Here is a 23,678-nt window from a genome sequence, read left to right on the forward strand (position 1 = left end):
CTCAGATCGGCAGCTTGCGGAATATGGGGCGCGGGACGTGCCGCAACACCATCATCACGTAGCGGAATGCTGCTGGCGCCCAAACCAATTCCTTACCTTTTGCGGCTGCGGTCACCGCAAGGTCGGCGACGTATTCCTTGTCGACGGTCAGCGGGGCTTCCTTGATGTGCGCGCTCATCCGCGTCCGCACCTGGCCGGGCCGGATCACCAGGACGCGAACGCCGTACTCGCGCAGCGCCTCTGACAGTCCGAGGTAAAAGCCGTCCAGACCGGCCTTGGTGGAGCCGTAGACGAAGTTGGACCGCCGAATCCGTTCTCCGGCGACCGTACTCATCGCGATGATCTGGCCGAAGCCTTGGGCGCGCATCTTCTCGCCCAGCAGAACGCCTACGGAAACCGCGGCGGTGTAGTTGATTTCGGCGATCTGTACGGCCTTGCGCTGGTCCTGCCACAGCTCCTCAGCGTCGCCGAGCAACCCGAACGCGACGATGGCCACGTCGACGTCTCCATTGGCAAACGCTTGATCCAGCACCTTCGGGTGGGTGTCGGTTTCCAGCGCGTCGAAGTCGATCATCTCCACCGACCGCGCGCCGGCGGCCTTCATCTGCGCCACCGCGTCGTCTCGTCCCGGGTCCTCGGGCATGCAGGCCAACACGATTCGCGCACGGGCGTTCTGCAGGTAACGCTCGCAGATGGCCAGCCCGATCTCGGAGGTGCCGCCGAGTAGGAGGATGGTCTGGGGGTTACCCATCGCGTCGAGCACCATTTACAGCAGCTCCAAACGTCGGGCCATGTCCGAGGCGAACACCTGGTTCGGGTCCACCTTGCGGCGCACCGCGATCCATTCGTCGATGCGCGGATACATGGCGTGAAAACTGTCGGCGGTGACCCGGGAGTCCTTGGCGGTGTACACCCGGCCGCCGAATTCCATTACCCGGCGGTCGAGTTCGTTGAGGAATTCGTTGACGCCAGGTTTGTTGGGGAAGTCCATCGCGACGTTCCACCCGGCCATCGGGAAACTCAGCGGTGCTCTGTTGCCAGGCCCGAAGAGCTTGAACACGTTGAGCGCCGAATAGTGGCCGCGGGTCTGGATCCAGCGGATGATGGCCTTGAACTCGTCCATCGCGTCCGGTGGTACCAAAAACTGGTGTTGGGCAAAACCCGTTGGCCCGTAAGCATTGTTCCAGCCGCTGACCAAGTCGAGCATGTGGTAGAACTGCGACAGATTCATGATCTTGCCGGTGTAGGTGCCCCCCAGCCGGTAATACACCTCGCCGATCGCCATGAACGACAGCTTGTTCATCGCACTGACCGGAAATATGTCTGGAACCGTCAACAGTTGCGGCGCATCGAATTTCAGGGGGTTCTTGGCAAGCTTCTTGGGTAGTTCATCCAGCTTCGCCAGGCTGCCACGGCTGACCGCGGCCCGGCCGAGCTTCGGTGGCGGACTGATCAGGTCGAACCAGGCGCTGGAATAGGTGTACCGGTCTTCGCTGCCGTCGATGTGAACGGCCACCGTTTCGTCGAGGTCCTTGGTGGCAATGCCGTCGGCGATGAAGTACGCCGTCTCGGTCGGCGTCATCGCGATGGTGGCGCGCAGGATGATCCCGGTCAGGCCGTTGCCGCCGACGGTCGCCCAGAACAGTTCGGCGTCTTCACCGTCGGGCGTCAGGCGCCGCAACTCGCCGTTGGCCAGCAGCAGGTCCATCGAGGCGACGTGGTTGCCGAAGCTGCCCGCGCTGTGGTGGTTCTTGCCGTGGATGTCGCAGGCGATCGCGCCACCGACGGTGACCTGCCGGGTGCCCGGCAGGACCGGGACCCATAGCCCGAACGGCAGGGCCGCCTTCATCAGCTGGTCGAGGCTCACCCCGCTGTCGACCTCGGCAAGGCAGGTGTCGGCGCTGATCGAGTGGATGTTGTTCAGCGGCGTCATGTCGATCACCAGACCGCCACCGTTCTGGGCGTTGTCCCCGTAGGAACGGCCCAGTCCGCGGGCGATCACGCCTCGGGCGCCTTTCTGGCCTACCGAGTCGGCCATTTCGGCGATCGCCTTGGCGATCACCTCGGGGTCCGGCGTGGACAGCACGTGCGCCACCGACGGTGCGGTACGGCCAAAGCCCGTGAGCCGGGTCGCGGTGGTCGGGATATCGCTGCTGAACATCGTCACAGAGGGTACCGCTTACGCGGTTCGGCTCAGCGGATGCGGAAGATAACGGCCCGCTGCACGACGAAGTTGATCACTGTCGCGGTGCCCTGGGCGGCGACGAATGCGACGGGTATCGCCCAGTGGAAAAGGAACAGGCACAGGTGATTGATGCCGACCTGGACGGCAAAGGTGAACCCATAGAGAACCATGACCGCGGCGAAGCGGGCGCTGCTCGGTGGCGCCTGAAACGTCCAGCGGCGGTTGATGAGATACGCGGTGATGGTGCCGATGATGACGCTGATGAGTTTTGACAGGTCTACTTGCAAGTGCACCAGCTTCAACAGCGTCACGTAGACGCTGAAGTCGACGATGGCCGCCAGCCCGCCGGTGACGATGAAACGCCAAACCTGCGTGGTGAGGTGCACATGGTGCCGTGGCTGCGCCGCACCGGGTTCTGGGGGGATCATCGCGTGGCAGTCTATCGAGGGCGGTGCGGCCGGGGTCTGGTTGCGGCTCACGTGGGCAACTTCACAGCGAGCAGCTCGACCTGGTTCTCGCCCTGAGGGGTCGAGTAGGTCACGGTGTCCCCGGCTTGGTGTCCGGCCAGCGCCTGCCCGAGCGGGCTGCGCGCGGTCAGCGTCTCGGCTTCGCGACCGACCGGCGTCTCCTCGACGATGGAGATCACGTGCATGGTGACCACCTCGCCGTCGGGGAACCGCAGCGTGACCTCGGTTCCGCCGGGGAGTTGCTCGGACCCGTTCGGCGTCGCCGGCGGCCCGGCCCGCAGCCGCCGGTCGAGTTCGTTGATCCGGTCGGCCAGCACGACCAGCTCGTCGGCTCGCTGAATCGCTTCGGCCGCGTCTCCGTGATCGCCGACCATGCCGCGATCGTTTTTGACCTCGACCTCGAGGCGATCGTGCCGCTGCCGCAGCCGATCCAGCTCTGCCGCGAGGTTGCTTCGCGCCGCGTCCGCCAGACCCGTCGACTCGCGGCTCTTGCTGTCCTGACTCACGTGCCGCCGACCTTTCACGCTCCTAGGCCCCTTTGCTGGTCACCCGTCCGGTGCACACCAGCAACGGACAATTAGTCACGTGTATACCCACAAGCCGGCGATTTTATTAGTCGCGATGTCAGGCACCATCTTTCGCGAATCCGGTGAGCGGCGGCACGGCGTTGTCCTGGACGTCGTCGTAATCGAAGGTCTCGCCGCGCAGCGCGTCGAAGATGGCCTTGCCCTGCGCGACGAGCCCGCTGGCGACCTGGCTGAGCCCGTCGGCGCCGTTGAGCACGGTGAGGTTTGCCCCGGCAAGGCCCGCGGCCGCCCGTTCCACGATGTCGGGCAGCTGGTCGATGAGCGCCTTGTCCAGTGCCACCCGGTTGTGCGATGCCGCCGCCTCGGCCAGGATCTTCATCTTCTCCGCGTCGGCGACGGCCAGAATCCGGACGCGTTCGGCTTCGGCTTCGGCCGGCTTGACCACCTCGGCGACGAGCTCCTGCTGGCGGAGTTCGGCGGCCCGCTCGGCCAGTTCGGTGCGCATCTGGAGCACCTCGCGCTGAGCCTGTGCCTCGGCCAGCGGGCCGGACTGTGCGGCTTGGGCCTGGGCCTTGTCGACCTCCGCCTTGTATTGCGCCTTGACGATCGCGGTCTGCCGGCCGAATTCCGCCTGCTTACGCTGCGATTCCTGGTCGGCCTCGGCGGCCGCCTGGTTCGCCTGCGCCTGCGCGATCTGAGCCTGCTGCTGGATCGCCGCGTTGTGCGGCGCCGACATCGCGGTGATGTAACCGAGCCCGTCGTCATCGATGGACTGGATCTGCAAGGCGTCGACGTTCAGGCCGATCCGGGCCATCTCTTCCTTGGACCCGTCGAGCACCTCGGTTGCCAGCTTCTGGCGTTCCCGAATGATCTGCTCGACGGTCATCGAGCCGATGATCGAGCGCAGGTGACCGGCGAAGATCCGACCGGTGAGCACCGACATCTGGTCCTGTTCGGACAGGAACCGCTGTGCCGCGCTGATGATGCTCTCGGTGTCGTTGCCGACCTTGAACGCGATCACCGCCCGCACGTTAAGGGTGATGCCCTGCTGGGTGACGCACTTTTCGGCGACCTCGGCCTCGCACATGGCCAGCGTCAGGAATCGGACCTTGCGCAGCAACGGGATGACGAAGGCGCCGTGGCCGGTCACCACGCGGAACGGTGCGTTGCCCTTTGCGCGGCCGCCCGAGATCAGCATCGCCTCGTCCGGATCGGGCACCTTGTAACCGAGCATTGTTGTACTCCTTAGTGTTTCGCTGTTATCAAGAAATCTGGGTGGGATGGCTCCACGGCTCGACGACCACCGTCCGCGCGCCCCGAACCTCGACCACCAGCACCTCGGTGCCTTTAGGCAGCGGTTCGTCCGACCACGCCAGGAAAGCCTCTTTGGATCCCCGGACGGTCAGCAGTACTTCACCGGCACCGCGGTCACCACGGGTCGCCACGATCAACGTCCCAACGCAACCGATCGGCGAGGCGTCGCTCACGATGGCATACTCCTCCTTTTGCGCGGTCCGGGTGACATGTTTTGTCGCAAACATTCAGGCCGCCGCGCGCCCGGTTCCGGTGCTGCCCATGATCCGCGGATCGATGATGCCCCATTCGGCACACAACTCGAACACTGTGAGCTGAGGACGTCTCCCGCCATCAGTGTGGTTTTCCTTGTTCTCCTTCACTTGTCCTGGCAGCGCTGACAATTCGCGCTTGCACGGACAGATCCTCTGAACGCAGCCTTGAAGATTTCTCAAAGGATCCTTGGCGGCGCGCGCTCCAGGGATCCCGCGACAAGCACGCCCGCCCCTCCAAGGATCCGTGGAGCTTTTGGGAAGGGCGGTAGCAGAACCTTTTCTCACGCACCCAGCCCCCAAGTGGCAGACGAGAAAAGGAAATGTAGTGGGCACCAGCAAGATTGGCTTCGGAGTTGGCAGGGCCGCACGGGCCGCCGGCCTGGCCGCCGTGGGAGCGGCGGTAGCGTTCGGCCTGGGCACTGGGATGGCGCACGCCTCTCCGGCAACGCAGGTGCACGCCAGCGCCCTCAAGCCGGTCACGATGTACGGTGACCCCACCGCGGCCGCCACGTACTGGCGCAAACAGTCACTCGACGACTGCGCGCTAATGGCCGCCGCCGACGTGATTGGCCAGCTGACCGGGCACGAGCCCACCGAAAGCGAGATCATCGCGGTGGCCCAACGGCTGCCCAGCCAGGCCCACCGCGGCCCGATCTACACCCTGCCGAGCGACCTGAACGACCCGAACCGGACCGGACACGGCACCGACCCGAGTGACCTACCGGTGCTATTCGCGCAGTACGGCATCACCGCCGCGTATTCCACCCCGGGAGACTCCGACTCCCCGAGCGCCAACGGCGCCGGCAGCGGCATCGACGCGCTCGAGCACTACCTTGCCGCCGGTCGCATGGTCATCGTCGGGGTCAACGCGGAGCTCATCTGGGGCGAGCCGGTGGAAGTCAAGGACCGCGCGGGCGACCCGATGGCCGATCACGCCGTGGTCGTCACGGGCATTGACGTCGCCAATCGCACAGTGCACCTCAACGACAGCGGCACCCGGGAGGGCCGCGACGAGGTGGTGCCCATCGAGCTGTTCGCCAAGTCCTGGGCCACCGGCGGCAACGAGATGACGGTCACCGAATAGTTCGCGCCGGCTAGACCCAGTAGGGGACCCGCGCGCGGTATTGCCGCATGGCAAACGCCGCCAGCACCCAGCCGACGACGGTCAGCACCACCACCACCGCCCAGTGCCGCAGTTCCTGGTGCGCCCCCAGGAGCGGCGCCCGCACGATGTCGAGGTAATGCAGCAGCGGGTTGAGTTCGACGATCTGCGCCCAGTGTCCGGCGCCCTGCTGCCGCAGGGTGTCGTCGTTCCAGATGATCGGTGTCATGAAGAACAGCAGCTGCACAAGGGAATTCAATAACGGGCCGATGTCGCGGTAGCGGGTCGCCAGGATGCCGAAACACAGCGCCACCCATATGCAATTGAGCATGATCAGCGCCAGCGCCGGAAGCACTGACAGATCGGCCCACGACCACGGCTTGGGGAAGATGATCGCGACGACGAGGTAGATGACGATGTTGTGCGCGAACAGGATGATCTGCCGCCACACCAACCGGTAGACGTGCACGGAAAGCGGGGTCGGCAATTGCTTGATCAGCCCCTCGTTGGCGACGAACACGTCGGCGCCCTCCAGGATGGCGGCGTTGATCAGGTTCCAAATGATCAACCCGAGCGTGACGTACGGCAGATGGACCGCCAGATCGAGGTGGAACAGCTTCGAATACAGCCCACCCATCGCGACGGCGGTGGTACCGGTGGCGATGGTGATCCAGAACGGCCCCAGCACCGAGCGACGGTAGCGCTGCTTGATGTCCTGCCAGCCCAGGTGCAGCCACAACTCGTGGCGGTGGAAACCGTCGGCCAGATCGCCCCGGGCCCGGGCCAGCGTCCGGGACTGGGCCGCCGCGTCGATGAACGTCATCAGGACCCTCCCGGCTTGCTGAACCTTTCGCGACGCCCCAAGCGCCGCAACCGAATCCACTCGACCAAGCCTTTAGGGTCGCGGCGGGTCACCAGGAAGAACCAGCCGAAGCGGAGCCACTCCTGTGGCAGAAGCTTGCGCAGGCCCCGTTGCGACAACACGTAGCCGCGGTTGCGGTAGGTGAAGTACCGCTTCGCGGGATCGTCGGGATATTGAGTGTGCATGCGACCGCCCAGGATCGGCTTGAATTCGTCGGATCCACACGGATGCAGATAGACCGCGTCCAGGCAGGTGCCGAATGGCAGGCCGGACCGCACCAGTCGCCGATGCAGCTCCACCTCGTCGCCACGGATGAACAGTCGCATATCCGGTACCCCGATGGCTTCCAGGGTGGACGCCCGGAACAACGCGCCGTTGAACAGCGACGCTATCCCGGACAGCAGATCCTGATCGGCCTCGGTGCGCAATTCGCTTGCACGCCTTCGCCATACCAGACCCCGGCGCAGGGGGAAAGCCAGCCGCTGCGGGTCGTCCATGTTGCACACCATCGGTGACACCTCGGCCAGGCCGTATTTTTCGGCGCAAGCCAGTAGGGTCGCCAGCACCCGGGTGTCCTGCGGGCGTCCGTCGTCGTCGGCCAGCCACACCCACTCGGCGCCCTGCGCCAACGCATGCAACATGCCCAGCGCGAAACCGCCGGCGCCGCCGAGGTTTCGGAGCGATCCCAGATAGGACGTGGGAACCGGTTGGGCGGCAACAAGTTCCTTCACCCGGCCATCACCGGGTCCGTCGTTGTCGACGACGATGAGGTGATCCGGCAACCGCGTCTGGGTACTCAACACGTCCAGCGACTTGGCCAGTTCGTCGGGGCGGCGGTGGGTGACTACGACGGCGAAGACCGACTCAGTCATCCTGTGCGGTCCCGGTAGCTTGTTGTGCCACCGGCCTTCCCGGTTGCGTCTCGGCCAGCACGTCGTGCACATGCCGGGCGGCGTCTTCACCCTCGTAGGCGCGCACCACGTCTTCGATGCCGCCGGTCAGCTTGATAACTCCGTGGTCGATCCACATCGCGGTCCTGCACAGCCGGGCCAGAAACTCGTTGGAATGGCTTGCGAAAACCAGGATTCCGGAGCGCTCGACCAGGCTCTGCAGTCGGGATTGGGCCTTCTTCAGGAAATCGGCGTCCACGGCCCCGATGCCCTCATCGAGCAGCAGGATCTCCGGGTCGATGCTGGTGACCACGCCCATCGCCAGCCTTACCCGCATACCGGTGGAGTAGGTGCGCAGCGGCATCGACAGGTAGTCGCCCAGTTCTGTGAACTCGGCGATCTCATCCACCTTGCCCAGCATCTGCTTTCGCGTCTGCCCTAAGAACAGGCCGCGGATGATGATGTTCTCGTAACCGGAGATCTCCGGGTCCATGCCGACCCCGAGGTCGAAGACGGGCGCCACCCGGCCGGTCACCGTCGCCGACCCGCGGGTCGGTTCGTAGATGCCCGAAAGTAGCCGCAGCAGAGTCGATTTCCCCGCCCCGTTGTGGCCGACCAGACCCACCCGGTCGCCCAGGCTCAGCGACATGGTGATGTCCCGCAGCGCCTCGATGACGACGACGTTGGAGGTGTTGCGCCCGATCGTGCCGCCCGCCTTGCCCAAGAAGGCCTTTTTCAGCGATCGGGACTTGGCGTCGAAGATGGGGAATTCCACCCACGCGTCGCGGGTCTCGATACGAGGTGAGTGCGGCCCAGACACTACAGATACTGCCCGTGCCCGGACTGGCCCGGCTTACCTATTCCCGGTGGCAACACGCCCTGGCGCATCTGCTCCAGCTGTGCGCGGGCGGCCATCTGCTGGGCGAACAGCGCGGTCTGGATGCCGTGGAACAGTCCTTCCAGCCAGCCGACCAGCTGTGCCTGAGCGATTCGCAGTTCGGCGTCCGACGGCACGCTGCCCTCGGTGAACGGCAGGGTGAGGCGATCGAGTTCCTCGCGTAGTTCCGGCGCCAGCCCGTCCTCGAGTTCGCGGATGCTGGTGGCGTGGATCTCGCGGAGCCGGTTGCGGCTCGCGTCGTCTAGCGGCGCGGCACGCACTTCCTCCAGCAGTTGCTTGATCATGGTGCCGATCCGCATCACCTTGGCGGGTTGCTCGACGAGGTCGGTCAGGGAACGTTCGTCGGGGTCGCCGTCGCCCGCGGAATCGTGGAGCGCCATGATCCGGGGGTCGACGTTGCCGATCACCTCTATGCCGTCGTCGTCGGGTCCGTCTGAGGCATCTCTGCCGTTAGTCAATCGAAGTCACCATCCTCCTGCGTGCCTGCTAGGAGTGGGCTTGCTCGGGGTTTCCGCGCCATTTCCAGATCTGGGCACCGCCGTTGTTGTAGATCTCTACCCACGCCTTGGATTTCTCCAGTGACCTTAGCCCTTCGGGCACCTTGAACCCGCGCACCGTGGGCTCGCTGGTGTAGATGTAGCGGATGTTGAGCACCCGAACCGCCTCGACAACCCAGGGATTGCCGGTGTTGGCGTAGGCCCAGAAGGCATAGCGGAAGTAGCCCGGACCGGTTTGCTGGGGGAAGTCGTAATGCGTCCACAGAGGGTGCAGGTCGGCCACCGCGTACATCCACGCCGTGCCGTCCACGTTGGAGTTGCCGATGAGGGTGTTCTTCGCGTCGGGCAACGTTGCCAGGTAGGCCATCGCGTCCAGGTCCTTCTGGTCGATCATCACCGAGTCGTATTTGTCGCCGAGCAACACGCGGTGCCGCGGCAGGTAATGCCGGGCCGTGGCCACGGCGGTCACCACCAGCAGCACCACGGTGACCGCGACCCAGGCGGGCGCGGGCAGCGGCCTGCCGAGTCGCTCGGCGGCGGCGGCCAAGCCCTTCACCGCCACACCGACCAAAGTGAACAATGCGACGCCGGCCATCGGCTCCAACAGCATCGCCACTACTCCCGTCAGCCGCCTCGGGTCGTTGTAGAAGAACTGGCTGAACTCCTCGATGGCCCGACCGATCGGGCCGCGAAACGGGGCGCCCGAGTACACGATCGCCACGACCAGCCACAGCCATAGCGCCGGCGGCCACCAGACCTTCTTGTAGAGCAGGATCGCCATCCCGATGCCCGCTAATGCGACCAGCCAGTACTGAGTGGGGAAGTCGTTGAGGTGGCGCGTGTGCTGGAGCACGGCGTCGATCACGTACTGCCTTCTGGACTTGAAGGCCGGAAACGTGTGACCCGCGATGATGTCGGCCTGCCTGAGCACCCCGATGAATTGCGGCGCCAAAATCAGCGCGGTCGGGACCGCCACCGCCAGCAGGATCAGCACGTCGCCGAGGCGGCCGCGCACGGGATGCCGCAGCCCGTCGAAAAGCCACCAGAACACCAGGAACAGCACGACGACGAAGCCGCCGGTGAGGTGCAGCGAGAAGGTGCCCACCAGCGCCAGGATGGCCACCGGAATGCGGTCGCGATGCCGCAACGTGGAGGTGATCAAGACCATCGTGGGGACCGCGACCCCGTAGGCAACCAAGTTGGGCATCGCGGCGACGCCGAACTCGACATAGGGCAGCGAGGTGAACGACGCCGACAGTGCCGCGGCGACGGCCGACGCCCCAGCGGCCCGCCGTTGCGTTGTCACCGGCCGCGCCAGCCGCCAGGTCAGAATGGCGGCACTCGACGGGAACAGCCAAACCGAGGCCGCCACCGAGGTCAGCGTGTAGCCCGTGGTAGGCGCCGCCCCGGTCAGCTGGCAGAACACCGCCGCCAGCCCATGGAATACCGACGGGTAGTACAGGACCGAGTGGGTCTCGACGTTGCGAAGCTCACCCATGTGGGTGGACGACGCCTGGCCGGTGTCGAGGATGAAGCGGATGGTGTTGGCATGCCAGACCGCGTCCCACGTACTGGGGATGGACTCCCAGTGCAGGATCCCGCGGTAGACCGCCCACATGACCAGCAGGGCGCCCAGTAGCACCCCCGCGGCCACCGTGGCCGCCGGCCAACCGCGCGGTGCCAGGGCTTCAGCCTCGGTGTCGCGATACCGGGCGAGCAGTAGCTGCAGACCCGTCGTCAGCAGGCACACGACCGCAAGCGCGGCCATTGCCGTCCAACCGTTCCAGGGGATTCCGACCGCGCCGTAAGGGATGATCGCCAACGCGACAATGCCGAAGGTCAGCGCCGGGCCAACTGCGATGGCTGTCGGCCAAGTTAGCTGAGCGACACGCGCGACGATTGTCCCCGGGGCGATCAGCAAAAGCAATGCGATCAGCGTTCCGAAGCACAAGCCCACTCGACTAGTATGGCTGCCCGGGTGACATGGGCCCGAAAGCCTGCGAGGGCCGGATCCTTTGGACGCCCGCTACCGTCACAATTTCGCGGAATGGCGAAAGCTCTAAGGTGGCTGTCATGGCATACGACGTCGCCCGGGTGCGCGGCCTGCATCCGTCGCTGGGTGACGGGTGGGCGCACTTCGACGCGCCTGCCGGAATGCTGATTCCCGATTCGGTTGCGACGACGGTGTCGACGGCCTTCCGCCGGTCCAGCGCCAGTACCGCGGGTAGTCATCCGTCGGCGCGGCGCAGCGCGGCCGTCCTGGAGGCGGCACGGGCGGCGGTGGCCGATCTGCTCAACGCCGATCCGGCCGGCGTCGTACTGGGTGCCGACCGCGCGATCCTGCTGTCCTCATTGGCCGAGGCGTCCTCCTCGCGTGCCGGCCTCGGGTACGAGGTGATCGTCAGTCGCCTCGACGACGAGGCGAACATCGCACCGTGGTTGCGTGCCGCGCACCGCTACGGCGCCAAGGTGAAGTGGGCCGAGGTCGACATCGAGACCGCCGATTTGCCGACGTGGCAGTGGGAGGGTCTGGTCGGCAAGTCGACCCGGCTGGTGGCGGTCACCTCGGCGTCGGGCACGCTGGGCACGGTCACCGATCTGCGGGCGGTGACCAAGTTGGTGCATGATGTCGGCGGGCTGGTGGTGGTCGACCATTCCGCCGCGGCGCCATACCGGTTGTTAGATATCAAAGAGCTTGATGTCGACGTGGTGGCGGTCAACGCGAACGCCTGGGGCGGTCCGCCGATCGGGGCGATCGTCTTTCGCGATCCGGCGCAGATCAACACGTTCGGTTCCGTTTCGACCAATGCCTACGCCACGGGCCCCGCTCGTCTCGAGCTCGGCCTGCACCAGTTCGGTCTGCTGGGCGGCGTGGTCGCGAGCATCGAATACCTTGCGGCACTTGACGAGTCTGCCCGCGGCAGCAGGCGTGAGCGGCTGTCCGTGTCGATGCAGTCCGTCGGCTCTTACCTGAACCGGGTCTTCGACTACCTGATGACGTCGTTGCGATCGCTGCCGTTGGTCATGTTGATCGGCCGGCCCGAGGCGCGTATCCCCGTGATCAGCTTCGCTCTGCAGGATGTGCCCGCCGAACGGGTGGTCCAACGGCTCGCGGACAACGGAATCCTGGCGATTTCGAATGCCAACTCGCGCGTGCTGGATGTGTTGGGCGCCAACGACATTGGCGGTGCCGTCACCGTCGGGCTGGCGCACTACTCCACGATGGCCGAGGTCGATCAGCTGGTGCGAGCGCTGGCATCGCTGGGCTGAGGTCGGCGAGCAGACGCAAAAGCACCGCGACACGCCGGCGAAAAGGTGTTTTTGCGTCTGCTCGCGCGGGAACTTCAGACGGTCAGCACGATCTTGCCGACCAATTCACCGGACACCATCAGCTTGTGTGCCTCGGCGGCCCGCTCGATGGGCATGCGTTCGCCGATGATCGGCCGCACGCGACCGCCGGCAATCATCGGCCAGACCGAGGCCGTAACTGCCTGTGCGATGGAGGTTTTGCTGTTCGGTCCGCTCGCCGGCCGGGCCCGTAGTGTGGTGCCGATGACCCGGCCCCGCTTGCCCATCAGCTTGCCCAGGTTCAGCTCGCCGGTCACTCCACCCTGCATGCCGATGACGACCAGCTGACCGTCGGTTGCCAGGGCGTCGATATTGCGGTCCAGGTAGGCCGCGCCCATGATGTCGAGGATGACGTCGGCGCCGTCGCATTCGTCATTGATGCGCGCGACGAAGTCCTCCTCGCGGTAGTTGATGGTGATTTGCGCACCCAGCCTGCGACAGAGGTCCAGCTTTTCCTGTGACCCCGCGGTGACGGCCACCGTCGCGCCCAAGTCGCGGGCCACCTGGATCGCGTGGCTGCCGATGCCGCTGGCTCCGCCGTGCAGCAGTAGCAGCTGGCCCTCGCTGAGGTGGGCGGTCAGCACCAGGTTCGACCACACGGTGCACGCCACCTCCGGCAATCCGGCGGCATCGACAAGGTTGACGGTCGCCGGAATCGGCATCACCTGTCCTGCCGGAGCGACGACGAACTCTGCGTATCCGCCACCTGCCAGCAAGGCGCAAACCTCTTGTCCCGCAGTCCATTCCGTCACATTCGGACCGACGTCCACGACGAAGCCGGACACCTCCATGCCGATGGTCTCACTGGCTCCCGGCGGTGGCGGGTATTTCCCGGCGGCCTGCAGGACGTCGGCACGGTTGACCCCGGCCGCCGCGACCTTGATCAGGACCTCATCAGGCCCGGGAGAGACGTCGGGCACTTCCTGCCATAACAGTTGGTCGGGGGATTTCGCCACGATGGCATGCATGCCGCTCACGGTACCGACCCCGTTACCCTTGTCAGCGGTGGCGTGGCAGAGCGGCCTAATGCACTCGCCTTGAAAGCGAGAGACGGCTAACACCGTCCGGGGGTTCAAATCCCTCCGCCACCGCCACCGCCACCGCCACCGCCGCCGCCAAAATGTTGCTTACTCGGAACCAGCGTCAGCTGGGTTCGACTGCGGTTGTCGAACCTGATGAGCACGGCGTCCTGGGCGCGCGTGCTTGTTCGTTGATCGCCTGCTGAGGACGTGAGAGCAGCGCTGGGACGGTGAGGTTCCGTCAGTGCCCGTGGCCGCCAGATCATTACCGAGGCGTCTTAGGAGAAGCTGACATGCGCTCAGCGCACAATCGTCGATAATTAGATCAATTTTCAATCGCTCGACATCTCCTGCGCGACCCCCCTGGCGCCGGTCTGACTGATGCGCGTCAAGAAATTCGGCAAGTCGTTCCAACGATCGAGCCAGATGGTGTTGATGTCCAAGGAGCGTAGATACCGCTCTTTCACGGGATTTCGTCGGGCTTGCACGGTATATGACACAGGAACATTTATGCCGTATTCCAGGCGGATGTCGTCGTGGAGCAGGTTGAAGTTGGGGTCACTGAGGCTGAAGCCGATGAATAGGAAGGTCGTCTCTGCCATCTCGCTGCGAAGGAATCCCAGCATCTCCTTTCGCTGGGCCCTAGCTGCGGCGTAGTCGCTGCGTGTAAGGACAATCGTTTCTGGTTGATCGATCGAGCCATGGAGCTTGACGAGGTGACGCGCAGGGCTCTGTGTGCGGTGTGCGGTGAACTGGTCCTCTGAAATACTGACGCGCAGTTGCACATTCGCCTCTCGGTATGCCGTCTCGATGAGTTCGTCGAAGTTGGTGGTGAACAACAGTGGCAGGTCGAGGCGGACTAGCGCGGCGTGGCTGGGCGTGGTGTGGACGAACGGATATCTAGACGCATCGAACTGCTGGCGGAGGAATTCTGCGTAGTTCGCCTCACCGACCGTCTGGCGGAAGAGCTGCGCGGTATCCAGCGGCCCCTCTTCGATGAAGAAGGTGCGGAGGGCGTCGCGCTCCGCGGTCGGCGAGTTCATCATGGTCTCACGGCACATGCGGTTGACGAGCATCGGCCAGTCGGGCAACGGTAGGCCATCGTCATCCGGCGTGAGTGGAGTGAACGGGAAATCGTGCGACCACCAATGGTCGTACCTGTGGTAGTCGAACTGCGTTCGGCCGTGCAGTCGTGCCGCTCCAAACGAAAGACCAGCGCCGAGGAACACCAACAGCCTCCCCGGCCCGTTGATCACTTTCCGCAACCGGCGCACGAAGTCTGCGTTGGCGGGTTCCTCATGCCATTCATCCACCATGCCTCGATTGTGGTTGCGGCGGTGCGGTCGTGTCTCGGAGAACGCCGCACTGCGAACGTCCCGTCCCGAAATGATCCATGTACAGGTTGCCGAACACCTCGTGCGCGGCAGTTCGTGAGCAGCAACCGATCAGCGGGCGTTGACGACGACGTTGCTGTCCGCATACCGATCACGCGGCTGCAAGAGCTCGATGTCTGCCACGAGAGCTGCCAGTAGCTTGTCGTATGCTGCGCGGACTGCGGTCATGCTGCTCTCTTTGATCGAGTCCCCTTCTTGGTGAGTGAATAACTCTTCCCACTCAGAACGCCACGGCTGTCGCGAGGCTTCGCGGCGGCGCAGGAATCCGCTGCAGATGCGTGCGTCGACACCCCAACGGTTATGGGTGTTGAAACACACCCCCACGAAGTCCTGATATGCCGTGACAGTGGTCTGGCTGAACAGCGGAGCCACTGAGTAGAACAAGCGGTCGGTGTCCCGCTTGATGACAATCACCTCCGGCGGTGTCAGTTCTTTCCATCGGCCTATGAAAGTCAGGTAGCACATCAGATCATTCAACATTGGGGCGAGCTGTCCGAAGTACTGTAACCGTGCCTTAATCAGCTCTTGGTTACGCCACTGACTGGCTTCGTAGAGTTTGAGTCGGTGGTTGAGCTTATAGCCAACGATCGCGACCACGATGGGCACTGACACGGCGGCCATCGTCTGGATAACAGCGAGGATCATCAGGCGATGGTGGCACGAGCGGATTGACAGGGGAATCAACACCATCAGAACGCAATTGCGGTCGCAAGGTTCAGCAGCCGTTTCGTCTCTGGTCAGGGATTCGAAAGCCATCTACTTCCCTCCGCCACCGCCGTGTGATGCATCAGGATTCACTCCGCGCTAAGAGACGGGTATCTCCGCGGTGATCGCGTTCATCAGTGCGGGGTAGCGCTTGGCTTCGGGGTCGCGGCCGGGCTTGCCGCTGCTGATCAAACCGGCGGCGAGCCCGCGCGCCGGGTCGGCCCAGATCGCAATGTTGGCCAGGCCGAGGTTGCCGAACGCCGCCGGCGCGTTGCGCCCGAACGGGCCAAACCGGTTCGTGCCCAGCATGAATCCCGTGCCCCAGCGGGCGGGCATCAGACCCACCGCGAAGTCCGGACGCAAGCGCCGGCATTCCTGCACCGCGCCGTACATCCGTTCCGGGCTCATGACGCGCACACCGTCCAGTTCGCCGCCGCGCCGCCAGATCTCGGCAAAGCGCGACATCTCGTTGGCGGTCGACACCGTGTTGGACGACGGCACCACGGTGGTCAGGAACGCGGGGGTGTTCGTGTAGGGAATCATCTCGTGCACGGTCCCGCCGATCGCCTTGCGAAAGATCTGCGCGACCACCGGTGGCAGCGGCCGTCCGGTGGCGTGACTGGGCGCGACCAGCGGGACGTCCTGCTTGCTGACGCCGAAGTTGGTCCACCGAAACCCCAGCGGGTCGAGGATCTCGGTGGCCAGGATCTCGCGAATGTCCTTGCCGGTGGCCGCGTAGACGATCTCGCGCATCAGCGGCCCCCACGTCAGCGCGTGATAGATGTGCACCCGTCCCGGCCGATACAGCGGCCTCAGCTTGCTGAGCTGTTCCTGCGCGTACTCGTGGTCGTCCGCGCGGCGCAGGTCCGGCTTCGGGCCGGTGGGGAAGGGGACGCCCGCGCTGTGGGTCAACACGTGCCGGATTGTGGTGCGGTCCTTGCCGTGACTGGTGTAGCTGGGCATGTACTCGCAGACGCGGTCGTCGAGAGAGAAGTGTCCCTGCTCGGCGAGCATGTGCACCACGGTCGCGGTGATCCCCTTGGCCGCCGAATACACACAGAACGGCGTGTTGGTCGCGACGGGGATCTTCTCGGCCTCGGGTGGGTCGGTCGGACCGTTGCCCCAGCCGTGGCCGATCGCGCGGTTGAGCACCACCCGGCCGTGCCGACGGATGCATAGCTGGATCGCGGGTTGCATGCCCGCCTGGTACCAGTGCCGCGCCGCCTGCCAGATGCGTTCGATAGCGGCGGTGTCGATCTCCGAGTGGTCTTCGTCGCCGATCGCCGTCACGGCGTCCAAGTCGGCCGGGACGCGGATCTTGCCGTCTTCGGTCATGTGCGCCACTCCCGCGAGAGTACGTGGCGGCGAACTACTCCCCGGTGAACTGGGGTGGACGCTTGGCGAACGTCGCCGAGATGCCCTCGGTCAGGTCCTTCGACGGTAGGAACGCCGCGTTCCATGCCGCGACGTAGCGCAAGCTCTCCGAGACCGCGGCAACCCGCTGCTGGTCCAGGACATCCTTGATGCCGTGGACGGTCAGCGGTGGATTGGCGGCGATCTCGGCGGCGGTGGCGTGGGCGGCGGCCAGCGTGGCCTCGGCGTCGTCGTACACGTCGTTGACCAGGCCGATCTTTGCCGCGCGGGTCGCGTCGACGTCCCTCCCGGTCAGCGCCAGTTCTCGCAGGTGCCCGTCGTTCAGGATGAGCGGCAGGCGGGCGAGGCTGCCGACGTCGGCGACAATGGCAAGTTTGACCTCACGGATGGAGAACTTGGCATCGGCGCTCGCGTAGCGGATGTCTACAGCTGAGATCAGGTCCACGCCGCCCCCGATGCACCAGCCGTGCACGGCGGCGATGGTGGGAGTCCGACAGTCGGCGACGGCGGTGATGGCGTTCTGCATGCGCCTGACCTCGGCGTGGAAATCCGCCCGTGGACGGGCCAACGCGCCGTCCGCCAGCAGTGCGGTGAACGACCCTCCCATCGCGGGCACGTCCAGGCCGTAGCTGAAGTTCTTGCCCGATCCGGTGATGACGATGGCCCGCACGTCGCGGTCGGCGTCCAGCGCCGCGAACAACTCCGGCATCTCCGACCAGAAGGCGGGTCCCATCGCGTTGCCCTTGCCCGGCCCGATCAGCGTCACCTGCGCAATCTGGCCTTGGATTTCGACGGTGACGGATTCGTATGTTTCGCCCATGTGCAGACCGTAGCGTGGCGATATGCCCTCAGATTTGCGACCCGGACCCGATTCCCCGCCGACCGACGAACTGGACAGCGCCGAAGCCACGCTGCGGGTGCTGCAGCAGGTCCTGCACACCGTCGCCGGCGATGACATGTCCCGCCAGACGCCGTGCACGGAGTACGACGTGACCCAGCTGACCGGGCATCTGCTCAAGTCGATCACCGCGCTCGGTGGCATGGCGGGTGCCGAATTAAGCGAACCCGATCCAAGCGATTCAGCAGAACGCCAGATCATCGCCGCGGCGCGGCCGGCCCTGGACGCATGGCAGCGCCGCGGCCTGGACGGCAACGTGCCATTCCGCGGCGGCGAGATGCCTGCGCGAGATGCCTGCGGCATCCTGTCCCTCGAATTCCTGGTGCACGCCTGGGATTACGCGACAGCCGTGGGACACGACGTGAGCGTGCCCGATTCGCTGGCTGAATTCGTGCTGGGCTTGGCGCACAAGGTGATCAGGCCGGAACTGCGCGGCGACGCCTTCGACGACCCGCGCGACGTGCCCGATGACGCCAGGGGCCTGGACCGGCTGGTGGGGTTCACCGGCCGCAACCCCGCCGGGTAGCGAGCGCCGCTACACCCGCTCGAGATAGAAGTAGTAGTACCGGCCGTCGTCGAGAACGCCTTTGCCGTTCATGATGCCCATCACGGCATCGTCGTCGATCTTCTTGAAATGGTCGTGTACGGGTTGGCCGTCATAGACCATCGTCGCGGTGATTTCGCCGCGGAAGCCCTCCAGCCACAGGCTGGCCTCGCCCTTGCCCCATTCGATGTTGGAGAACTTGTTCCCATCGGCGTCCAGACACACCAGCGGCTGCACGTCGGCGGCCGACTTGAAGGTCTTGCCGAACCAGCCGTTCTTGGCCAGCTTGCCGTTCATCTTGTGGCCGGTGGCGAATTCGCCGCCCTTCCACTCCCCGATCATGCCGTCGATGGTGGCGGGTTCCAGACTCGCCCAAAAATCGTCCAGCTCGGCGTCGCCAATCTCGGCGGTGCGCTCCTTGAACTCGGTGAACTGCTTGCGGGCCAGGCTCATTGCGTACTCCTTTGATCCGCGTTCCAGCCGCGCGCGAAACCCCGCGCAAACTCCAGCAGGGCGTCGTTTTCTTCCGGCGCGGCGACGGTCACCCGGACGCCGTCGGTGCCGTAGGGGCGGACCACGATTCGTGCATTGGCGGCCTGCTCCACGAAATCTTGCGTGCGCGATCCCAGCGGCAGCCAGACGAAGTTTGACTGCGACGGCGGCAGCGTGAAGCCGGCCTCACGCAACGCACCGCTCACCCGTGCCCGCTCGGCGACCACGACATCGGTGCGGGCCAGAAGTTCGTCGGCGGCGTCCAGCGAGGCGATGGCGGCGGCCTGCGCGACGCTCGAGACGGTGAACGGGACGTACACCTGGTCCAGCGCGGTGATCACGTCGGACTGACCGACCCCGTACCCGATCCGCAAGCCCGCCAGTCCATACGCCTTCGAAAACGTCCGCAGCGCAACGACATTGCGGTGGGTGCGGACCAGCTCCAGGCTGTCGGGCAGCATGGGTTCGCGGACGTACTCCACGTACGCCTCGTCGATGGCGACCAGGATGTGCGGCGGAACCGCCTCGACGAAGCGGGTGAGTGCGTCCGGGTCGACGACGGTGGACGTCGGGTTGTTGGGGTTGCACACGAAGATCAGCCGGGTGCGATCGGTGATTGCGGCGAACATGGCGTCGAGGTCAAAAGTGTGGTCGGTCAACGGCACCTGGATGGGCGTCGCGCCGGCGACCAGGACTTGGGGCGGGTAGAGCTCAAAGCTGCGCCACCCGAAGACCACTTCGTCACCCGGGGCCGCGGTGATCTGGACGAGCTGCTGACAGAGGCTCACCGAACCGCAACCGACCGCGACGTTTTCGGGCGCGAAGCCCAGGTGTTTGGCCAGCGCGGCCTTGAGTTCCACGCATCCGTTGTCCGGGTAGCGGTTGATGACGTCGGTGGCCCGCTCGATGGCCGCGCGAACGCTCGGCAGCGGGCCGAACACCGTCTCGTTGCTGGCGAGTTTGATGGCGCCCGGCACGGTTTTGCCAGGAACGTACACTGGGAGCCCGGCCAGCGCGGGCCGCAGGCGGGCGGTCACTTCGACAGCATATGTCGCGGCTGTGTACGCTATGCCTCCGGCGGCTCGGGGAACCCGGGGTCGGGTAACCTCAGGAAGGCCAAGGAGGCGTGCCAGAGCGGCCGAATGGGGCTCACTGCTAATGAGTTGTCCCCCTCAAAGGGGACCGGAGGTTCAAATCCTCTCGCCTCCGCCACGGTTTACAACTGAAGACAAGCGCCCGTAGCTCAACGGATAGAGCATCTGACTACGGATCAGAAGGTTGGGAGTTCGAATCTCTTCGGGCGCGCTTTACGCTTTACGCACGGGCCCTCACTCCATTCGTTCGACCCACTGGGCGCGCGACGGCCCGGGTTCGAACGCTTCGCCGAAGTACTGGGTCTCGCGGACGACCTCGACGCCCTCGAATTCCATGATGCTGACCACGTAAAACGGTTGCTCGTCGTAGCTGAGGACGAGTTCGCTGATCCAAAGACTGCCGCCGCCCAGGATGCGTCGCACGGTGAAGCGTTTCGCGTTCGGCTGGGCGACGCGCGACGCCTGAATATTGGCGCGGCCGCGGATGCGCTCGCCTGACTGCGGATACTCGAGAACCGCGTCGGCGCGGTAGATCTCGTGTTCGGCGTCAAAGTCGTTGGCATCGGATGCCGCCCAATGGTTTTGCAGAGCGACCCGGATGTCGTCGTCATGCACGGCGATGATTCCCGACGGGGTGCTATCGAGGCGGCTCGAACGGCCCGCGACGCGGCGGGACAGTCACCGTCTGCGTAACCGTGCTGGTATCGGTGCTGGGCGCGACCGTCGTGGTGGGGGCGACCGTGGTGGTGGGCGTGTCGGTGGTCGTCGGGACTGTCGTCGTACCGGTGTCGGTGGACTGCGGAGCCGTCTCGGTAACCGTCGCAGGCGGCTCGCTGCCAGGTCCACGATGTCGCGGGGATTCGCCGGCCGTGGTGGTCGGTGTCGCGCTGGTGATTGCGGGCGGGGGTGTCGTGGTCGTCGTGGGGCTGGGGGTGGTGCTGCTGGTCAGCTTGACCCCTGCATACACCGCGCCGGCCAGCAGGGCCGCTCCGACGGCGCCGATCGCCACCAGCGCCGGCGGACGGCGGTACCAAGCCGGCGGCGGGGGCTCGGACTGACCGGAGCCGGAGTCATAGCCGCTATAGCGTGCGGCCTGCGTGGGCTCTGAGTAGTCAGAGTAGTTGTCGGGGTCCTCGGGGTATCGCGGCACGAACGGGAATGCTAGCGGTCGTTCCTGACAGCTGCCTGAACGGGCGACCCCGCAGCGGCCCGTGGCCGGCAGAGAATGCCGGCGTCGACATAAAGTCGCCGAACTAGCTCTCGATCAGGCTCAATGCCCGCTCGAAGAGGTGCACCGTGGCGGCATGGAGTTGGTCGCCCACCTCCTTCTCGGCCTGGCCCGCGCAAGCGCGCGCCAGGGTGCCCTCGATCACGATGCCCAGCTTGAAGCAGGCCAGCACCGTGTACCAGCTGATGCGCGACAGGTCGCGCGTGGTGTTTGCGGCGTATTGGCGCAACAGGTCGGCGGTGCTGGCCAATCCGTCCGTGCCGCCGAGGGCGTGGCTGAACACACTGGCCCCGTCGGGCTGGCGCCAGGTGGCCAGCAGCCAGCCCAGATCGAGCAAGGGGTCACCGATGGTGCTCATCTCCCAGTCGCAGATGGCCACCACGTCGGGTCCGATGCGGGAGAACATCACGTTGGCGGCGTGGTAGTCGCCGTGCATGATGCCCGGCGTCCAGGTGGTGGGCCGATTGGCCTCCAGCCAGCCGGCCACCTCTTCGATGCCCGGGATATCCGGCCCCGGGTATCCCTCGTACTGCCGATAGGACTCCAGCTCTGAAAGCCAGCGCGGCACTTGGCGTTCCAGAAAACCGTCCGGTCTGCCGAAGTCCGCAAGGCCGACGGCGATGTGGTCGACGGCACCCAGCTTGGCCAGTGCGTCGGCCATCGACAATCCCATTCCGAACCTGATGTCGGGATCGCCGGCGTGTAATGGTGGCAGCCCTTCGCCCGCGTTGAACCCGTCGATCGGCTCCATCAAATAAAAGACCGCGCCACCGAGCACGTCCGGGTCGGCGCAGCTGGCGATCAGCTGCGGGTGCGGTACATCGGAACCGGCCAGGGCCGCCAGCACCTTGGTTTCCCGCAAGATCACGCTGTTGCTGCGCGGCCGTAGGTGCCGCGGTCCTCGGCGCAGGACGTAGGGCCGGCCGGACCTGGTGAACCGCAGCATCACGTTCTGCGTGCCGCCGGTAACCGCGGTCACGTCCTCCAGCGGACCGTCCCCGAGTCCCTGCCCGGACATCCAGTCCGCCACCGCATTGAGATCCAGGGCGTCGGTAACCATCAGCGCTTCGCGAGCGCCTTGCCGTGGTCGGTCAATACATCGTGTGTGCGTGCCATCCACACTCCTTAAACCTGTTGACCTTCTGGGAAAAAGCGTAGGCCACGGGTCATCGGCGGCCACACGGCGCGGGCGGCTGGAACAATGGTGTGCGGAGCTGACTTTCCGGCAGGCACAGAATGGCAGGGAACAACTATGCCGCGCACCGATAACGATTCCTGGGACATCACCGAGAGCGTGGGAGCCACCGCGCTGGGTGTTGCGGCGGCTCGCGCCGCGGAGACCGAGAGCGACGCCCCGCTGATCAACGACCCCTTCGCACGGGTCTTCGTCGATGCTGCGGGCAACGGCCTGTGGAGCATGTATGCGGATCCCGCGCTGCTGGCCAAGGCGTCCGAGATTGACCCGGAGGTGCGGACGCGGATCCGGTTGATGATCGACTTCATGGCCACCCGCACGGCGTTCTTCGATGAGTTCTTTCTGGGCGCGGCCGACGCTGGTGTCCGTCAGGTGGTCATCCTGGCCGCCGGCCTGGACGCCCGCGCGTGGCGGCTGCCCTGGCCCGATGGCACCGTGGTTTACGAACTGGACCAGCCCAGGGTGCTGGATTTCAAGTCCGCGACGCTGCGCAACCACGGTGCGCAGCCGACCTCGCGGTTGGTGAACGTGCCAATCGACCTTCGCCAGGACTGGCCGAAAGCGTTGCAAGAAGCGGGATTCGACGCCTCCCGTCCATCGGCGTGGTCCGCGGAGGGCCTGGTGCGCTACCTTCCGTCGCAAGCTCAGGATCTGTTGTTCGAGCGCATTCACGCGCTCAGCGCGCAAGGCAGTTGGCTGGCCTCCAACGTGCCGGCCGAGGACTTTACGGACCCCGAGCGGGTGCGGCGACAGCGCGAGGACATGCAGCGCATGCGAGCCACGGCCGCCAAGGTTGTCAACGCCGAGGTACCCGATTTCGACGAGCTCTGGTACGCCGAGGAACGCACCCCCGTGGCCGACTGGTTACGCGAACGTGGTTGGGATGTGACGGCTCTGTCCTTCGCCGACTTGTTGGCCCGTTATGATCGCAGTGCACCCGCGGGGGCCGAGAACTCAATGCCACCAACCCTTTTCGTCTCTGCGCAGAAGGGCTGAAACCGCCTCACGGCGTGAAGACGATCCGCTGCGTGGTTTCGGTGTCACCCCACGCGGTTTCGACCTCGCCGAGTGGCACGGCGCGCGCATCGATATCGAAAGCGCCGCTGGTGATTTCGGCGGCTATCTCGGGAAGTTCGGCGAGGACATCTCGTGTCGGCACGGAGCCCTGCCCGCTGCCGACGATCTGCAGGCGTGCCGCGCGCAAGGCCGCCGACGGGATCTCGGCAGAGCCTCCCGCGACCGAGCCGATCTCGATCCAGGTGAGAGGTTTCCCGCGATCGGACCGGCCGGTGACGATGCCGGCCATCACTCCGGCCGTGACGGGCCCCCACACGTAGTCGACGACGACATCGACATCGCCGGCCGCCTCGGCGAGCTCATCCGCCCTGTCG

25 protein-coding genes, 3 tRNA genes and 1 pseudogene are annotated in these 23,678 nt (G+C 65.4%); 8 read left to right on the plus strand and 21 right to left on the minus strand.

What is annotated here, in order from left to right; all coding sequences use genetic code 11:
- Position 1: 1 nt before the first annotated feature.
- The 6 genes from JO236_RS02910 to JO236_RS02935 all read right to left on the minus strand — a co-directional run bounded on the left by JO236_RS02910 (position 2) and on the right by JO236_RS02935 (position 4,666).
- Positions 2-766 carry a decaprenylphospho-beta-D-erythro-pentofuranosid-2-ulose 2-reductase gene (locus JO236_RS02910; RefSeq protein ID WP_293324483.1) on the minus strand — a complete coding sequence of 255 codons (765 nt, stop codon included), beginning with the start codon at positions 764-766 and terminating at the stop codon, positions 2-4.
- On the minus strand, positions 767-2,161 hold the full coding sequence (locus JO236_RS02915) for an FAD-binding oxidoreductase (protein ID WP_293324486.1): 1,395 nt from the start codon (positions 2,159-2,161) through the stop codon (positions 767-769).
- 32 nt (positions 2,162-2,193) lie between these two features.
- A complete protein-coding gene (locus JO236_RS02920) occupies positions 2,194-2,613 on the minus strand; it encodes a GtrA family protein (protein ID WP_293324489.1) in 420 nt (139 codons plus the stop codon).
- A 47-nt stretch (positions 2,614-2,660) separates the two neighbouring features.
- The gene (locus JO236_RS02925) at positions 2,661-3,158 is read right to left on the minus strand and encodes a GreA/GreB family elongation factor (RefSeq protein ID WP_293324491.1); all 498 of its coding nucleotides are present in this window, start codon (positions 3,156-3,158) and stop codon (positions 2,661-2,663) included.
- Between the two features lie 118 nt (positions 3,159-3,276).
- Positions 3,277-4,413, minus strand: coding sequence for an SPFH domain-containing protein (locus JO236_RS02930; protein WP_293324494.1), 1,137 nt, complete (start codon positions 4,411-4,413; stop codon positions 3,277-3,279).
- 28 nt (positions 4,414-4,441) lie between these two features.
- Positions 4,442-4,666 carry a hypothetical protein gene (locus JO236_RS02935; protein ID WP_293324496.1) on the minus strand — a complete coding sequence of 75 codons (225 nt, stop codon included), beginning with the start codon at positions 4,664-4,666 and terminating at the stop codon, positions 4,442-4,444.
- A 406-nt stretch (positions 4,667-5,072) separates the two neighbouring features.
- On the opposite strand from JO236_RS02935, the gene JO236_RS02940 reads away from it, so the two are divergent.
- Positions 5,073-5,831 (plus strand): hypothetical protein, encoded by a 759-nt coding sequence (locus tag JO236_RS02940; RefSeq protein ID WP_293324499.1) that lies wholly within the window; start codon positions 5,073-5,075, stop codon positions 5,829-5,831.
- Between the two features lie 10 nt (positions 5,832-5,841).
- Here the strand turns inward: JO236_RS02940 and JO236_RS02945 are convergent, their stop codons facing one another.
- From JO236_RS02945 to JO236_RS02965, 5 genes are all read right to left on the minus strand, one after another.
- Complete coding sequence (locus JO236_RS02945) at positions 5,842-6,672, minus strand: ABC transporter permease (protein ID WP_293324502.1); 831 nt, start codon at positions 6,670-6,672, stop codon at positions 5,842-5,844.
- Positions 6,672-7,583: a glycosyltransferase gene (locus tag JO236_RS02950; RefSeq protein ID WP_293324504.1), complete on the minus strand. Its 912-nt coding sequence runs from the start codon at positions 7,581-7,583 to the stop codon at positions 6,672-6,674. The genes JO236_RS02945 and JO236_RS02950 overlap by 1 nt, the downstream gene beginning before the upstream one ends.
- Entirely contained in the window at positions 7,576-8,421 is an 846-nt protein-coding gene (locus tag JO236_RS02955) for an ABC transporter ATP-binding protein (RefSeq protein WP_293324506.1), read from the minus strand. The genes JO236_RS02950 and JO236_RS02955 overlap by 8 nt, the downstream gene beginning before the upstream one ends.
- Positions 8,421-8,879: a bacterial proteasome activator family protein gene (locus JO236_RS02960; protein ID WP_293324544.1), complete on the minus strand. Its 459-nt coding sequence runs from the start codon at positions 8,877-8,879 to the stop codon at positions 8,421-8,423. The genes JO236_RS02955 and JO236_RS02960 overlap by 1 nt, the downstream gene beginning before the upstream one ends.
- A 106-nt stretch (positions 8,880-8,985) precedes the next feature.
- On the minus strand, positions 8,986-10,953 hold the full coding sequence (locus JO236_RS02965) for a DUF6541 family protein (RefSeq protein ID WP_293324508.1): 1,968 nt from the start codon (positions 10,951-10,953) through the stop codon (positions 8,986-8,988).
- A gap of 116 nt (positions 10,954-11,069) precedes the next feature.
- Between JO236_RS02965 and JO236_RS02970 the strand changes: the two genes are divergently transcribed.
- Positions 11,070-12,266 (plus strand): cysteine desulfurase-like protein, encoded by a 1,197-nt coding sequence (locus JO236_RS02970; protein WP_293324510.1) that lies wholly within the window; start codon positions 11,070-11,072, stop codon positions 12,264-12,266.
- A gap of 74 nt (positions 12,267-12,340) precedes the next feature.
- Here JO236_RS02970 and JO236_RS02975 read toward each other — a convergent pair whose 3' ends face one another.
- A complete protein-coding gene (locus JO236_RS02975) occupies positions 12,341-13,312 on the minus strand; it encodes an NAD(P)H-quinone oxidoreductase (RefSeq protein WP_293324513.1) in 972 nt (323 codons plus the stop codon).
- 36 nt (positions 13,313-13,348) lie between these two features.
- On the opposite strand from JO236_RS02975, the gene JO236_RS02980 reads away from it, so the two are divergent.
- Positions 13,349-13,438, plus strand: a tRNA-Ser gene (locus JO236_RS02980).
- Between the two features lie 257 nt (positions 13,439-13,695).
- Here the strand turns inward: JO236_RS02980 and JO236_RS02985 are convergent.
- From JO236_RS02985 to JO236_RS03000, 4 genes are all read right to left on the minus strand, one after another.
- Complete coding sequence (locus tag JO236_RS02985) at positions 13,696-14,679, minus strand: SIR2 family NAD-dependent protein deacylase (protein WP_293324515.1); 984 nt, start codon at positions 14,677-14,679, stop codon at positions 13,696-13,698.
- Positions 14,680-14,808: 129 nt separating this feature from the next.
- A complete protein-coding gene (locus JO236_RS02990; protein ID WP_293324518.1) occupies positions 14,809-15,513 on the minus strand; it encodes a hypothetical protein in 705 nt (234 codons plus the stop codon).
- A gap of 48 nt (positions 15,514-15,561) precedes the next feature.
- On the minus strand, positions 15,562-16,797 hold the full coding sequence (gene lipE / locus JO236_RS02995) for a lipase LipE (protein WP_293324546.1): 1,236 nt from the start codon (positions 16,795-16,797) through the stop codon (positions 15,562-15,564).
- Positions 16,798-16,831: 34 nt separating this feature from the next.
- Positions 16,832-17,656 (minus strand): crotonase/enoyl-CoA hydratase family protein, encoded by an 825-nt coding sequence (locus tag JO236_RS03000; protein ID WP_293324521.1) that lies wholly within the window; start codon positions 17,654-17,656, stop codon positions 16,832-16,834.
- Between the two features lie 22 nt (positions 17,657-17,678).
- On the opposite strand from JO236_RS03000, the gene JO236_RS03005 reads away from it, so the two are divergent.
- Positions 17,679-18,260, plus strand: coding sequence for a TIGR03086 family metal-binding protein (locus JO236_RS03005; protein ID WP_293324524.1), 582 nt, complete (start codon positions 17,679-17,681; stop codon positions 18,258-18,260).
- Positions 18,261-18,269: 9 nt separating this feature from the next.
- Here the strand turns inward: JO236_RS03005 and JO236_RS03010 are convergent, their stop codons facing one another.
- Both JO236_RS03010 and JO236_RS03015 read right to left on the minus strand, forming a co-directional pair.
- Entirely contained in the window at positions 18,270-18,731 is a 462-nt protein-coding gene (locus JO236_RS03010; RefSeq protein ID WP_293324526.1) for a DUF4334 domain-containing protein, read from the minus strand.
- Entirely contained in the window at positions 18,728-19,807 is a 1,080-nt protein-coding gene (locus JO236_RS03015) for a pyridoxal phosphate-dependent aminotransferase (RefSeq protein WP_293324529.1), read from the minus strand. Before JO236_RS03015 ends, JO236_RS03010 begins: the two co-directional genes overlap by 4 nt.
- Positions 19,808-19,890: 83 nt before the next feature.
- Between JO236_RS03015 and JO236_RS03020 the strand changes: the two genes are divergently transcribed.
- Positions 19,891-19,982, plus strand: a tRNA-Ser gene (locus tag JO236_RS03020).
- A gap of 20 nt (positions 19,983-20,002) precedes the next feature.
- Positions 20,003-20,075, plus strand: a tRNA-Arg gene (locus tag JO236_RS03025).
- A gap of 23 nt (positions 20,076-20,098) precedes the next feature.
- Here JO236_RS03025 and JO236_RS03030 read toward each other — a convergent pair.
- Positions 20,099-20,479 (minus strand): nuclear transport factor 2 family protein, encoded by a 381-nt coding sequence (locus tag JO236_RS03030; RefSeq protein ID WP_293324532.1) that lies wholly within the window; start codon positions 20,477-20,479, stop codon positions 20,099-20,101.
- An 80-nt stretch (positions 20,480-20,559) separates the two neighbouring features.
- Between JO236_RS03030 and JO236_RS03035 the strand changes: the two genes are divergently transcribed.
- Entirely contained in the window at positions 20,560-20,922 is a 363-nt protein-coding gene (locus JO236_RS03035; RefSeq protein ID WP_293324535.1) for a hypothetical protein, read from the plus strand.
- Positions 20,923-21,117: 195 nt separating this feature from the next.
- On the opposite strand, the gene JO236_RS03040 is transcribed toward JO236_RS03035, so the two are convergent.
- Positions 21,118-22,152: a phosphotransferase family protein gene (locus tag JO236_RS03040; protein ID WP_293324538.1), complete on the minus strand. Its 1,035-nt coding sequence runs from the start codon at positions 22,150-22,152 to the stop codon at positions 21,118-21,120.
- A gap of 192 nt (positions 22,153-22,344) precedes the next feature.
- Here JO236_RS03040 and JO236_RS03045 point away from each other — a divergent pair, with 192 nt between their 5' ends.
- Positions 22,345-23,283: a class I SAM-dependent methyltransferase gene (locus JO236_RS03045; RefSeq protein ID WP_293324541.1), complete on the plus strand. Its 939-nt coding sequence runs from the start codon at positions 22,345-22,347 to the stop codon at positions 23,281-23,283.
- 7 nt (positions 23,284-23,290) lie between these two features.
- On the opposite strand, the pseudogene JO236_RS03050 reads toward JO236_RS03045, so the two are convergent.
- Positions 23,291-23,678 (minus strand): annotated as a pseudogene (locus tag JO236_RS03050) (zinc-binding alcohol dehydrogenase family protein); the annotation flags it as partial.

Source organism: Mycobacterium sp., assembly GCF_019247635.1.
Lineage (GTDB): Bacteria > Actinomycetota > Actinomycetes > Mycobacteriales > Mycobacteriaceae > Mycobacterium.

Excerpts from the sequence above, each read along its gene's own strand:
- JO236_RS02910 (WP_293324483.1), bottom strand. The coding sequence starts at position 766 with ATGGTGCTCGACGCGATGGGTAACCCCCAGACCATCCTCCTACTCGGC.
- JO236_RS02915 (WP_293324486.1), bottom strand. The coding sequence starts at position 2,161 with ATGTTCAGCAGCGATATCCCGACCACCGCGACCCGGCTCACGGGCTTT.
- JO236_RS02920 (WP_293324489.1), bottom strand. The coding sequence starts at position 2,613 with ATGATCCCCCCAGAACCCGGTGCGGCGCAGCCACGGCACCATGTGCAC.
- JO236_RS02930 (WP_293324494.1), bottom strand. The coding sequence starts at position 4,413 with ATGCTCGGTTACAAGGTGCCCGATCCGGACGAGGCGATGCTGATCTCG.
- JO236_RS02945 (WP_293324502.1), bottom strand. The coding sequence starts at position 6,672 with ATGACGTTCATCGACGCGGCGGCCCAGTCCCGGACGCTGGCCCGGGCC.
- JO236_RS02950 (WP_293324504.1), bottom strand. The coding sequence starts at position 7,583 with ATGACTGAGTCGGTCTTCGCCGTCGTAGTCACCCACCGCCGCCCCGAC.
- JO236_RS02960 (WP_293324544.1), bottom strand. The coding sequence starts at position 8,879 with ATGGCGCTCCACGATTCCGCGGGCGACGGCGACCCCGACGAACGTTCC.
- JO236_RS02970 (WP_293324510.1), top strand. The coding sequence starts at position 11,070 with ATGGCATACGACGTCGCCCGGGTGCGCGGCCTGCATCCGTCGCTGGGT.
- JO236_RS02975 (WP_293324513.1), bottom strand. The coding sequence starts at position 13,312 with ATGCATGCCATCGTGGCGAAATCCCCCGACCAACTGTTATGGCAGGAA.
- JO236_RS02985 (WP_293324515.1), bottom strand. The coding sequence starts at position 14,679 with ATGGTGGATGAATGGCATGAGGAACCCGCCAACGCAGACTTCGTGCGC.
- JO236_RS02990 (WP_293324518.1), bottom strand. The coding sequence starts at position 15,513 with ATGGCTTTCGAATCCCTGACCAGAGACGAAACGGCTGCTGAACCTTGC.
- lipE (WP_293324546.1), bottom strand. The coding sequence starts at position 16,797 with ATGACCGAAGACGGCAAGATCCGCGTCCCGGCCGACTTGGACGCCGTG.
- JO236_RS03000 (WP_293324521.1), bottom strand. The coding sequence starts at position 17,656 with ATGGGCGAAACATACGAATCCGTCACCGTCGAAATCCAAGGCCAGATT.
- JO236_RS03005 (WP_293324524.1), top strand. The coding sequence starts at position 17,679 with ATGCCCTCAGATTTGCGACCCGGACCCGATTCCCCGCCGACCGACGAA.
- JO236_RS03010 (WP_293324526.1), bottom strand. The coding sequence starts at position 18,731 with ATGAGCCTGGCCCGCAAGCAGTTCACCGAGTTCAAGGAGCGCACCGCC.
- JO236_RS03040 (WP_293324538.1), bottom strand. The coding sequence starts at position 22,152 with ATGGTTACCGACGCCCTGGATCTCAATGCGGTGGCGGACTGGATGTCC.
- JO236_RS03045 (WP_293324541.1), top strand. The coding sequence starts at position 22,345 with ATGCCGCGCACCGATAACGATTCCTGGGACATCACCGAGAGCGTGGGA.